The organism is Shewanella sp. NKUCC05_KAH (genome assembly GCF_019345585.1).
In the GTDB taxonomy this organism is placed as follows: Bacteria; Pseudomonadota; Gammaproteobacteria; order Enterobacterales; family Shewanellaceae; genus Shewanella; species Shewanella oncorhynchi.
Genome location: NZ_JAHKQZ010000033.1, coordinates 1 through 11,986 on the forward strand (window position 1 = coordinate 1; position 11,986 = coordinate 11,986).

Consider the following 11,986-nt stretch of genomic DNA (forward strand, 5'->3'; position numbering starts at 1 on the left):
CCTTGAAGCCCTGTGATTGATGTTTGTTCGCACTTCCATCAGATCACACTTCAAGGTGTAAGTTCACTCCAATCTAATGATTTATATGTAAATCATCAGGGGATTCTTCAGGGCTCTACGATGACATCCATGTCATCGAAGGTCACGTCCGCAATGGAATTCGCCCTTGGCAAATTTCGGTGTAATCTGCGGCAACGTTTGAAAAGATGGGAGTTTAACTGTTGTACTCATGTTCTACCCTTAACCAATTAAACGCCGAATAGGCAGGACGCGATTCGCGGCATAGACACGCCGACAGCAATCACCACTAAGGTGGGTGGTTTTCCCATTTGGATACGCTGCCTCACGGCGGGCTAACGTGCCAACGCTTCACAGCGTTGGCTAAATGCGCTTATAGGTATACGGGGATTTTAGGCGAGAGAAAAGCGTACCCGTTAACGGGTACTAAACGGTGTTAATTTTTTACTGAGTACATAGGAATCGAAATCGGAGGCATGCCAAGTCGAATACAAGATGACTGCACAAACTCTCGCCAGTAAGGCCAAACATGATAACCAACATTATTTTTAGAAAAAACTTTGATTTGTTCTTTAGTCAACTGTTGAGAAGATAGGTACTTCGCTGTAAAAGTAGCCTTAATTTCAGTTACAATATGAATTGGCAATTCAATATCGTCTTCTTCCTCAACTGGTAACGTATTCTCTTGATCGCTATTATGATCATGCGTTACTAAACGAACACCTGCCGAATAGTAGAATTGGTATTCATACAATTCGTCCTTATTTTCACTTTCAATTTCAGACTCTGATACACGAGCACATCCCTGAAAAGATTGAATATCCAACGATAAATCATCTATTGAATCAGGTTCGTAATTATCACTAAACCTAATAGCTGCACCTCTTAGGTCTACTTTTAGGATTTTCAATAACTTTTGTACTTCCTGCAATTGAGCAGACATTTATGCAACCTTTTGCCAGTGTCCAACATCAGTTCTATCAATAACATTTGACCGAACTTTTTTATGAACAACCATATGCCCGACTTGGACGTGATTAACTTTTTGCCAAACATCAGACGAAAGAGACCAGTTATCCCATTCATTAGTCCAATCCGCGTCAGCTATGTACTTTGAAATGAGGTCAAAATTCTCAACAATTTCATCTTCACTTTCAGATTTCAATACTGGTATAGAAATTTTTGGCTTAAAACCTAATGCAAAACAAATGTCAGAAAATGAGCCTAGCGTCATATTTCTTGACCCATTCAGAAGCTGAGTAACATATGCTGCAGTTTTGCCTAGCCTTTTCGCTAATTCTTTTTTGGATATTTCATTGTCTTCTAAGAAAAGAAGTAAGTCTTCTGTCACATTATAAATAAGACTTTCTCTCGCATAAATGCGTTCTTCAGCATCATCATAAGAAATGCCATCATAGAAAAAATCTTCTTCAAAACTCTTCATTATTGACCTCAATACGTTCCCAGTTGTCCCTAACTACTTGAGTATCACTTGCGCGTAACTTATTAAAATCTTTGTATATATAATGACTTATAAAGTACGTGCTAGCATGATTTTCCGAAAGCCAACAATAGCCTCGGATTGGAATCCTTTTTAAAGCGTGGAATTTCTTTGCACTTTGTTTACCTAGAACTTTTGGCAAGTCACCTTCTATCGGGAAGTTCTCATTACTTAGACGATGACCATTAGCAAGACGTTCAATCTGCATATTCATGCCACGAGTAAAAGAGTCTACCTTCCTTGAATCTAACTTTTTCAAAGCTTTAGTAAAAGTATCAATAGCACCAGAACAGTGCTTAACTGTATAACGACTCCCTGTATAGCTCTGTTCTAATACCGTTTTCGTCACCGTATTTCCAACATTCAGCACTATCAAATATAGTTAATATATATATTAACCGCGAGTATTCTCTAGAAGTTTCCTCAAAAAAGCAAATCTATTTGCTCGTTTTTTAGACTTTCTATGTTTCCAGTATAAGCAAAACACATATGCATCATCCTGTTATCATGATGATAACCACAGTATGTGATTGTATTCAACAAATAAAGCAATACGTTAGTAGTAGAAAAGTGAGAGAAAAGTGACGACATCCACATATTTTTAAGGCTGAAAGCGAATTTATGCCCTAATTTGTCGACTTGAAAATGGAAATTGATAGTGCAAAAACTGGCTAAAAAGGTACACAGGAATTAACGAAATTAAGCACTCTCATGGAAGTGACCGTTGGCGGCATGGATGCCGTCGTCGAGCCCTCAGGGATGAGTTCATAGCGTGTCACTGGAATGAGAGTGCTTAATTGTAAAGACGGACTTATAGCCTTATAAAAAGTGAGGACATATATGGACGCTCCCGGTGAGTCAAGGCAATACTCTGCTCACCGAAGGCTTTTTGGCCTTAGTTTTCTGTTCAACAATCTCAATCTTATAAAAGACATGACATCCACATGTTTCTAACATGAAAAATGCACCTCTAAAGCATCAATTTGAAATGGAAGATGGCAGCGGAAAACTAGTGACAAAAAGTACACAGGAATTAACGAAATTAAGCACGCTCGTAGAAGTGGCCGTTGGCGGCATGGCCGCTCATTCATATCTGACCCATAGGAATATGGGGAACATCACTATTATGTCGGGAACATAATTGACCATGTGACCGTGACATTCGAGCATCCATATGCAGTAGATGCCGCCGTCGACCCTCTGGGATGACTTTTATTATTTAAGCAGAGCGTGTCACTGGAATGAGAGTGCTTAATTGTGTCACTGGATTTATAGTTTCAACATCAAAACATCACTATATCAAGGAACGACTATGTACTTTATTGCAGCTTTTGGTCTATTGATGTTGTTATTAAGCCTAGTGATGGTTGTAAAACCTGCGTCTTTCTCGAAGGGTATCATTTCATTTAGCGAGCAGCCCTACTTCCATATTGCTGAGGTGACCAGCCGAGTTATTGCGGGTCTCATTTTTACCCATTACTCAACCGATACTCAGTTTCCACAGACCATTTTTGCGATAGGTATTGTGTTGTTAGGTGTCGGAATGGGCTTGGCGTTAACGCCTCCAAGGTTACATAGGAAGTTTGCGCTATGGTCTGCTCAATACTTCAACAATAAATTCCGTTTAATTGGTCTATTTTCCATCCCGCTATCTTTGCTACTTATATATTCTGCTGTTGGCGCCTAAAAAATAGTATGCAATCCAACAACAAGGATTTTGTCACAATAATTTAGTTTTAGCTAAAGCAATCGCAACTTGTAAAAAACAATGCTAAGGTAATGATTCGTATAACAAGTATTGCTTTATAAGCAGAATCTGTCGGAGAAAAAGGATGTTTATCAGATATATTTTAATGCTCACTGCCGTGCTGCTATGCCTTTACCCTGTTTGGGGATTAGTGAGCCCAGCAAGCTACTTGCAGGAGATATTAGAGGTTTATCCCAATGCGGAACAAGCCAGTCATACTCAAGTACGAATTACGGCGGCTATTTTATGGATAAGCAATCTGACGCTATCATTTGCGTTACTATTTATTGCAAAATTCATTAAACAACCTCAAACGTACAAATTCGCGAAAATATCGTCTATTGCATTAATTAGCTATCCATTTATTCTGACGATAACAGAGGCAATTTCTCACAGTATTCTATACCGCCACCTAGAACATCCTACGTTGACAATCGAGTTTTCAGCGCAAAAATTGTTCTATTTCGTATTTGGCCTGATCATTCTGGGAATTTATCAATCCCAACAAGAGTACAAACGCGCCAAAGAGAATGGTTAATTTATCAACATATTTTAGGGAAAAACCATTGAAGTTCTTTATCTCTTTTATCTTTGCTTTTATTGGCTCAAAATTATTATTCAAATACTTCGATTTTCACTACGAAATTTTTAGCGACCCTTTTGAGCCATTAAAATTTATTATTGATACGGGTGTGTTCGTTGTTATTTTTATATCGACGCAGATACTGTATGAAAAAATATTTGATAAAACGAATAAACAAGAACAGCCATAATTTCCCCAACTAATGCACATAGGGATAATGCGCAGAGGGACTATGAATAATATATGCTGTTAACACGCTCACAAGCGCTAAGCGACCAACCGAAACCACATAGGAACTAGAAAGCTTTATATGCAAAAAATAATTCTCCCACTGGTCATGCTAAGTCTTGGCGCATTGCCTCTATTTACTCAAGCACAGGACACCAGCGCGTTATGGGGCAAAAAATACGTTGAAGTGAAATCGAGTTTATTGGCTGCAGGCTGGGTGTTAACGCCCGTAGCGGAAGATGAAGCACCTATGACAGAAGACTATCCCGAAATAACCTGTGGTAACGGCGCGATGGCAATTTGCTCTGTCGGCTTTAAGCGAGACAATAGTACACTTGCCTTAGTTGTTGAATCTATTGAACAAGAGCTTATTGTGACAGGTGAATACTAAACAGCCCAATAGATGATGTTAAACTCAGCCTAAGCATCTAATGTAGACGAGGTAGTGATGTCATCTATCCCCCAATCAAAACAAGAACTTGAATTGGCTATTTACTCAGTTTTCCCCAAATTGATGGCAGACTATCGTTCAATCCCAGCCCAAATATCCCGTGTGTGCAGTATAGAAGGAAACATCAAAGGTACACAAATTAGTGTAAGTGATACCGTCGCTTACCTTATTGGTTGGGGTAAATTAGTGCTCAAATGGTACGAGTTAACATCGCAAGCACTCCCCGTTGATTTTCCCGATACGGGTTATAAATGGAATCAACTGGGATTATTAGCAGAGCGATTTCATCATGAATATAGCCAATGGCAATATACTGATTTACTTGATGAATATGAAATGATAATGGAAAAATTGTCAACGCTGATTACGAGTCTCAGTGATCAGCAACTGTACGGCATAACTTGGTACGATAAATGGACTCTGGGCCGTATGATCCAGTTCAACACTTACTCCCCGATGAAGAATATACGTACCAAAGTACGACGATTCAAAAAAGACAATGCATTACCCTAGTAAATAACTCTTTTAAGCACGGAGGTATTCATGCCAAGTACCCACACTCACCCGCAGTTAGGTCCAAATCCCAACGATAAAGCGCCGATGAAAGGCTTTCCCCAGGTTGGCTTTCTTAAAAATTTTATTTCCCGCGAGAACATTATCGTCGGTGATTACACTTATTATGACGATCCAGCAGGTCCTGAGAGGTTCGAGTCGAATGTACTTTATCACTTTGACTTTATTGGCGATAAACTGAATATCGGTAAATTCTGCGCCATTGCGAAAGACGTGAAATTCATTATGAATGGCGCTAATCATCAAGTATCTGGCTTTTCAACTTATCCCTTTTATATCTTCGGCAATGGCTGGGAGAAAGCGGCGCCCAAGCCCGAAGATTTACCTTTTAAGGGCGACACCTGTATCGGTAACGACGTGTGGATTGGTTATAACGCCACTATCATGCCTGGGGTGAAAATTGGCCACGGCGCCATTGTTGCCAGTCAATCCGTAGTGACAAAAGATGTGCCACCCTACGCTGTGGTTGGCGGTAATCCTGCCACAGTGCTCAAGCTGAGATTCGAGCAAACTGTGATAGATGAGCTTGTTGCCATCGCTTGGTGGGATTGGCCGATAGAGAAAATCACTCAACACCTAGAGGCTATCGCAGGTGCAGAACTCACAACATTACAGCAGGCGACCTAAATAACGCCTGTCGCGAGCAAGACTGAACGAAAAATCTCAAGCGACAAGCATTAAGCAACAAACATTAAAAAACCGCCATTAAACGCAAACAAAATCCTATATGCGCAATTTTGTACAAAAGCACTGAGGGTTTCTGGGTTACTATCAGGCACAAACCGCCCATTCATACACTAAACACGGAGGCCTAGTGTGAACACAGAACATGCGGCCTACCAGATTGCCGGTGAATTAGGTGGCCTCGAGTTACTCAATGCCCACTACCATAAACAAAACTTTAGTCGGCACACCCACGAAGGTTACACAGTCGGCGTGATTGAAACGGGGGCACAGCGTTTTTATCGCACGGGTGGCAACCATGTGGCGCCAAAGCACAGCATCATTCTCGTCAACGCCGACGAAGTCCATAATGGTTGTAGCGCCACCGAGGGCGGTTGGTCCTATCGTGCCATGTATCCAGTACCCGCGCAGTTTGCCAATATTAACAGTGAGCTAGCATCAAACCGCGGTGCCCCCTATTTCCCTGAGCCCGTAGTGTACGATCCTGAATTAGCCGAATTACTGCGCTTCACCTTTACGACTTTAGATACATCGGACAATCGCTTACTGCGCGAAAGCTTGGTCTATTCAAGCTTGACACAGTTGATGACACGCCATGGCAAGAATCGCCCAAGCGATAACCTCGCTGTAATCGCTAAGCCTGCGTTAGCACTGGTGAAATCCTTTATCGACGATCATCCTGCAGCCGACATCTCCCTTGAAGAGCTGGCAACACTCGCGGGATTAAGCCCCTATTATTTGCTGAACCAATTTCAGCGTTATTACGGCTTACCGCCCCACGCTTACCAAATTCAGGCAAGAGTGAGACTCGCCAAAGGAAAAATCAAACAAGGCACACGGCTACTCGATGTCGCCCTCGATTGTGGTTTTCACGATCAAAGTCACTTGAATCAACATTTTAAGAAGACAGTCGGTGTTACGCCGGGGCAATTTGCCAAAGAAATAGGCCGCAATATTATCCAAGCCTAAACAACCACTTTAAGTTAATCTGCCATGCTCATTCTTGCTTTCTCCTCTATTGACTAAGCAAGCAACCTTATCCAAGCATTTATTATTTAACAGCAACCCCATCGCCGCTATTTTTAGGAGCCAAAGTGACCACCGACAAGCTTATAAAACCTGATGTTTATCCTGTGCATCCCACAAAATCCAAGGCATTTTTAAAAGGCACCTTGGCCATGATGCCGTTGACGATAGCGGTTGTACCTTGGGGAATTTTAGCGGGCTCCTTCGCCATTGAGGTAGGGCTAACGCCCATTGAGAGTCAAGCTATGTCGGCGATTATCTTTGCGGGCGCGGCTCAATTAGTGGCGCTCGGCATGGTGAAAGCCGGTATTGGTCTGTGGAGTATCTTAATTACGACGTTACTCATCACCTCACGCCATCTGTTATATGCAATGGCGATGCGCAGTCAAATCAGTCCGTTGCCGTTAAAGTGGCGCCTAACATTGGGCTTTTTGCTCACAGATGAACTGTTTGCCATCGCCAATCAAGGCAAGTTACATAAGTTCGACCCTTGGTACGCCCTTGGCGGAGGTTTGAGTTTCTATATCGGTTGGAACATAGCAACCTTTCTTGGCATAGTGGCGGGCAATGCGATCGAGAATTTAGATGAGATGGGATTAGATTTTGCCATCGCAGCCACCTTTATCGCTCTGGTCGTTCCTACCATAAAAAAGCCATCGATTCTCGTCTGTGTATTAGTCTCGCTCACCCTAGCAGTGGTATGCGCCGTTTTTAAAATTCAAGCGGGACTGCTCATTGCCGCCATTGCGGGAATGACGGCAGGTGTACTTTACGCCAAAGTGACCAAGGAAGCGGAACCCGCGGAACAATCCGCCAGCCAGTTAGCAAGCGCACAGACCAAAACAGAAGTGGATACTGGAGTTGGGACTGACATTAAGACAAAAACATTGTCAGGAGAAAAAGTATGATTTGGTTAATGATCTTTTCAATGGCGGCGGTTGTGTTTATCAGTCGTCATTTACTACTTGAGCCTAAACTACCGCTGCGATTAAGTAAGGGCACCCAAACCTTTTTAAGTTACTCGGCCCCTGCGGTACTCACTGCGATCTTTGCGCCCATAGTGTTTGTGCAGGAAGGTCAGCTCGATCTGAGCCTAGACAACAGCTATCTCATTTGCGCCGTAGTCGCTACAGTGTTGGCGCTCATCACTCGCAATACCTTGCTGACCACAGTGCTGAGTATGGGACTGTTTTTCTTTATCCACTAAGTAAGCAAAGAGTCAGTGCTCAGCAACGGCACTGACTCTTGCATCAATCACTGACACCGTCCCTACCACTCTTTTACACAGCCTAACCCTCTCTGAGACATCGCCCCCTAGAAAATTACTGACACGTTATCTTGATTTTCCACAATCTTCATATATTTAGACTCTTATGTCTGTGCAACTAACAGTATCGGCTTTAACGGTATTTCACACATCGACGATAATGGAAGAGTGATGATATTTATCAGCAATAACAAAGACTCAAACAATAAAAACAAAATACTTAATCTAACCATATTCAAACTATTTAGTCTCTAAAACGTCCATTCAGAAATGTTATTTACAGCATCTATTACGGCATTAATCTCAGTATAGTTCTCGGTATAGCTCTCGGTATAAAGAGTCCATTTAAAAAGTTTTACATAATAAAATGCCGCATAAATATTAATCCACATTCAAAAACCAACCCACTAAATTTAAAGTAAATACACTATATTATAAAGTTCTAAATACCGTTTAAAAATAAAGTGATTAACATTTTTAACCAGATTAAAACACGCTTCAAATTAATTCATTTTTATTTTGTTTAATAAAAATAAAAGTGCTAGTTTTTAGATGTGCCTAGCAGTAATGATTATTTATATGATTTAGAACTACATATAATTGCCATCGGCGCTCTCAATGAAAGGACGTATTTTATTAAAATAAAGGAACAATCATGAGAACAAAATCTAGCCTGGGTATATTAACTTTATCCTGTTTAACCGCACTTGGAACTGTTTCTTTGTTGGCCGAAGCTGCTATTCCGAATACTATTCCAAAACTGTCAATGGTAGAACACGCTGCCCCTGATCTTGATTCGCTTAAAAATGATGCAATTAACGACCCCTCGTTTATCAGCTCGTTATTCTCCTTAGGACACCATCTTGGATATGCATGGGCTGGCGGTACAGCATCCCAGTATGTTGGTGAAGACATCGAAGTCAGAAGAGAATCGAGCAACGAATACAGTCTTAGAGCCCGCTATAACGGCAATGATCCTTATGCAAGCGGCTACAGAGCGAATGAACGGTTGAAGGTAAATTTACAAAATATTCATTTCGTCACTAATCCTCAAAGTCTAAAGTTAGGTTCACCTCAAGTTTATGATCGTGAGGCTATTTATACTGCTCCTGTGGTTATCTATAACTGGGGCGATACCGAAGATACCGGTGTGGCCACCCTAAACTATGATTACACCACTAGCTGGGCCAAAACCGATAATTTCTCCTTCTCCGAGAAAATTGGCGTAACCAATAAATATGAAGTGGGTATTCCAGGAATAGGTGGAGCGAGTTCTGAAATCAGCGCCGAATTTTCTGCCAGCCAAGGTTGGAGTGAAACCGACGGCAAAAGTACAACAATTTCGAGTCAGGCGCAGTACCGCGCAATTATGCCGCCTCGCAGCAAACGTTATATCTCAATCACCCTATTTAAACAAAAGGCGGATGTCCCATACACCTCAAGTTTATATATGATGTACGATATAAAATATGAGAACTTCTTAAAATGGGGTGGTAATGCGCATATTAATCATCCTACAAATAGACCTAACTTCCCTTACACCTTTGGCGGAGCGAATGCGAATAATCTGAATGGACCAGAAGCCTTAGTCGATCAATATCTTCATCAAGATATAAACGGTTATGGTGTATGGGATTGGCCTGCAGCGATTAATTCGGCACAGTCAAAAAGTGGGTTTGAGTGGCAATTGGCGAATATTGTTAGACAACATGGCGCACCTATCAGCGGTAAATTTACCGCAATAGATTCGAGTCAATTTAATATCGATGCCAGTGAATCCTATCCACTAACGGATGAAGACATTGCTAATCGTCCTAAAAGTGCTCAAAAATTAGGACTGAGTCGCAATATTCAGGTTGCCGTCGGCGAGCTCCAAAACAATGATGAAGATGGTTTAATCAAAAAACTGAATATTTCGCAATCAAGTGAAGTCATGTTAAACAATTAAAAACGGTGAGCTTAGGCTCTCAATAACTACTATGACACCAGTATCAGAGAGATCTCGATACAACTAGCGAATTACTAGAAAGTTACTAGGCAAATTAAAAATGTAATACAAAGCCACTCATACGAGTGGCTTTTCTTTCGCTTCTGCTCGCGCCTTTGATTGCTCATCCATCAGGCAAATATAATCTTCAAGCTCTTGCCCAAGAGTGAGATCAAAATGACGGTTTAACCGCACAAGACCTGTGATGCGATCGACCCTGAAATTACGAAAATCAGCACGTAGCTCACACCATGTCAGTAAGGTCCAAGTACCACGCCAAAAATAGATGGCGAGCGGCCTAACTTCCCGCTCGGTGACATCCAGTTTGACATCTTGGTAGAAGAGTTTGACGTATTCGCGTCGCTGAGCCGCATTACGCAAGGGATCGAGGAATTGGAACTCATTGGAATCGAGGTAAAAATCCGGTGAAAACATTAGGGATTGATAGGCTTGTAATCGTTTAGGCAACACAGCTTCGACTTTAATCATCGCCTGCCTCGCGGCGCTACCAAGCTCCTTACCACCCCAAGTTTGCACCATACGCATGCCAACTTGAATCGCTTCGAGTTCGGCTTCGTTAAACATCAAGGGCGGGACATTCACCTCATGGCGCAACAAATAGCCGACACCCGCCTCCCCTTCAATGGGAATGCCACTTAAACACAAATCCTGCACATCACGGTAAATCGTGCGTGTAGAAACCTCTAACCGCTCAGCCAACTCTTGGGCTGTGGTTAAGCGTTTATGTTTGAGAATTTGCACTATTTGAAATAGGCGATCAGCGCGGCGCATTGACTGTGATTCAATCCTTTAGTTGCCTATCCGTTGATTAAGCATTGTGAGTTTATATAAATCACTGACATATCCTGATACTCACTTGAGTGATAGTTTACGATTTAAATCATAAAATCCCGATATAAATCTCAACCTCAGTGGCGCTGAGATAGACTTCAAAATCCGTTTGATAGCGTCGCTGATGAGAGCAATCAGCCGCGCTAAAATAACCCCACACTTGCCCCCAAAGATCGATAACACACTGGGGCATATCACCCTGAGCTGTGAATTTAAGGTATTCGCCCGCGTTAAGCTCCAATGGCGTAAAATGACTTGCATCAACAGGGGCATCAATTGCCTTACCCACCAGCACAGAAAACTCGCCATTCATGTCTGACTCATAGTCATAATACACGCCATACATGGGCGAATTGAGCATAGCGGTGAGCTGGGATGATTCAAAAAAGGCTTGCCACAGACTACCTATTCTCGCGCTATCGACAGACATTTCTGCCCGATTATTCGTGCGGGTGTTTAGTCCAAGTAACGGTCGAGCATCAATATAAACCACATCCATCTTTGTTTCTTCCATAGAAATCTAAACCAATAGGTTAATGTTAGCGTCGTGCCTTAAGGGCACGACGCTAAAAATTTAACACTCGAGACTACTTATCCTTAGACCACAGACCGACTTTGTTACCTTCGCTATCGGCAAATAAGGCGATATAACCACACTCACCGTCTTTTATCGGTGTGACTGGCAGGATAATCGTCACCTCTGCTGCGATCAGTTTATCCACTAAAGGTTGCAATTGTGCGCTGAAATGCAGATACACAGTGCTGCCCTGCATTGACGGCTGGCTCATACTGCACTTGACTAGCCCTATGCTCGCCGCACTCGCATCCTCAGTGACTATGCTCGCATATTCCATGTCTTCCATATCGTCACGTTTAAACTCGACCCCAAAATGCTGTTGATAAAAAGCAACGGCACGGTTCATGTCACTGACAGGAATTTCACCCCAAACTAACGGTGCAATAGATAACATTTTCACTTTCTCCTTGTTGAAAAAATATCAATGATTCAAAACCTTATTCGTATAATTCAGGACTGAATCATTAACGGGCGACAACAAGAATAAAACAA

Annotated in this window: 16 protein-coding genes; 10 read left to right on the forward strand and 6 right to left on the reverse strand. The window is 42.0% G+C overall.

The window, feature by feature from the left end; all coding sequences use genetic code 11:
- Positions 1 to 454: 454 nt before the first annotated feature.
- Genes KO533_RS21550 through KO533_RS21560 form a run of 3 tightly spaced genes read right to left on the reverse strand, consistent with a single transcriptional unit; the run spans position 455 to position 1,868 of the window.
- Positions 455 to 961 (reverse strand): hypothetical protein, encoded by a 507-nt coding sequence (locus tag KO533_RS21550; RefSeq protein ID WP_219256075.1) that lies wholly within the window; start codon positions 959 to 961, stop codon positions 455 to 457.
- Positions 962 to 1,462, reverse strand: coding sequence for a helix-turn-helix domain-containing protein (locus KO533_RS21555; RefSeq protein WP_219256077.1), 501 nt, complete (start codon positions 1,460 to 1,462; stop codon positions 962 to 964). It lies immediately after the preceding gene.
- Positions 1,449 to 1,868, reverse strand: coding sequence for a hypothetical protein (locus KO533_RS21560; RefSeq protein WP_219256079.1), 420 nt, complete (start codon positions 1,866 to 1,868; stop codon positions 1,449 to 1,451). Before KO533_RS21560 ends, KO533_RS21555 begins: the two co-directional genes overlap by 14 nt.
- Before the next feature lie 663 nt (positions 1,869 to 2,531).
- Here KO533_RS21560 and KO533_RS22790 point away from each other — a divergent pair.
- The 10 genes from KO533_RS22790 to KO533_RS21605 all read left to right on the forward strand — a co-directional run bounded on the left by KO533_RS22790 (position 2,532) and on the right by KO533_RS21605 (position 10,026).
- Complete coding sequence (locus KO533_RS22790) at positions 2,532 to 2,660, forward strand: hypothetical protein (RefSeq protein WP_275956801.1); 129 nt, start codon at positions 2,532 to 2,534, stop codon at positions 2,658 to 2,660.
- 171 nt (positions 2,661 to 2,831) lie between these two features.
- Positions 2,832 to 3,206: a hypothetical protein gene (locus KO533_RS21565; RefSeq protein ID WP_219256081.1), complete on the forward strand. Its 375-nt coding sequence runs from the start codon at positions 2,832 to 2,834 to the stop codon at positions 3,204 to 3,206.
- Between the two features lie 145 nt (positions 3,207 to 3,351).
- A complete protein-coding gene (locus KO533_RS21570) occupies positions 3,352 to 3,804 on the forward strand; it encodes a hypothetical protein (RefSeq protein WP_219256083.1) in 453 nt (150 codons plus the stop codon).
- 355 nt (positions 3,805 to 4,159) lie between these two features.
- Positions 4,160 to 4,468 carry a hypothetical protein gene (locus KO533_RS21575; protein WP_219256085.1) on the forward strand — a complete coding sequence of 103 codons (309 nt, stop codon included), beginning with the start codon at positions 4,160 to 4,162 and terminating at the stop codon, positions 4,466 to 4,468.
- A 57-nt stretch (positions 4,469 to 4,525) separates the two neighbouring features.
- Positions 4,526 to 5,041 (forward strand): ClbS/DfsB family four-helix bundle protein, encoded by a 516-nt coding sequence (locus KO533_RS21580; RefSeq protein ID WP_219256087.1) that lies wholly within the window; start codon positions 4,526 to 4,528, stop codon positions 5,039 to 5,041.
- Positions 5,042 to 5,071: 30 nt separating this feature from the next.
- Complete coding sequence (locus KO533_RS21585) at positions 5,072 to 5,728, forward strand: Vat family streptogramin A O-acetyltransferase (RefSeq protein WP_219256097.1); 657 nt, start codon at positions 5,072 to 5,074, stop codon at positions 5,726 to 5,728.
- 189 nt (positions 5,729 to 5,917) lie between these two features.
- The gene (locus KO533_RS21590; RefSeq protein WP_219256099.1) at positions 5,918 to 6,754 is read left to right on the forward strand and encodes an AraC family transcriptional regulator; all 837 of its coding nucleotides are present in this window, start codon (positions 5,918 to 5,920) and stop codon (positions 6,752 to 6,754) included.
- A 125-nt stretch (positions 6,755 to 6,879) separates the two neighbouring features.
- The gene (locus KO533_RS21595) at positions 6,880 to 7,719 is read left to right on the forward strand and encodes an AzlC family ABC transporter permease (protein ID WP_219256101.1); all 840 of its coding nucleotides are present in this window, start codon (positions 6,880 to 6,882) and stop codon (positions 7,717 to 7,719) included.
- The gene (locus KO533_RS21600) at positions 7,716 to 8,018 is read left to right on the forward strand and encodes an AzlD domain-containing protein (RefSeq protein WP_219234596.1); all 303 of its coding nucleotides are present in this window, start codon (positions 7,716 to 7,718) and stop codon (positions 8,016 to 8,018) included. The genes KO533_RS21595 and KO533_RS21600 overlap by 4 nt, the downstream gene beginning before the upstream one ends.
- Before the next feature lie 715 nt (positions 8,019 to 8,733).
- Positions 8,734 to 10,026 carry an aerolysin family beta-barrel pore-forming toxin gene (locus KO533_RS21605; protein WP_219256109.1) on the forward strand — a complete coding sequence of 431 codons (1,293 nt, stop codon included), beginning with the start codon at positions 8,734 to 8,736 and terminating at the stop codon, positions 10,024 to 10,026.
- A gap of 117 nt (positions 10,027 to 10,143) precedes the next feature.
- Here KO533_RS21605 and KO533_RS21610 read toward each other — a convergent pair whose 3' ends face one another.
- From KO533_RS21610 to KO533_RS21620, 3 genes are all read right to left on the reverse strand, one after another.
- Entirely contained in the window at positions 10,144 to 10,857 is a 714-nt protein-coding gene (locus KO533_RS21610) for a YafY family protein (RefSeq protein WP_219256110.1), read from the reverse strand.
- A gap of 109 nt (positions 10,858 to 10,966) precedes the next feature.
- Positions 10,967 to 11,416, reverse strand: a complete 450-nt coding sequence (locus KO533_RS21615; protein WP_219256122.1) for a GyrI-like domain-containing protein — start codon at positions 11,414 to 11,416, stop codon at positions 10,967 to 10,969.
- A gap of 88 nt (positions 11,417 to 11,504) precedes the next feature.
- Entirely contained in the window at positions 11,505 to 11,888 is a 384-nt protein-coding gene (locus tag KO533_RS21620; RefSeq protein ID WP_219256111.1) for a VOC family protein, read from the reverse strand.
- Positions 11,889 to 11,986: the final 98 nt, after the last annotated feature.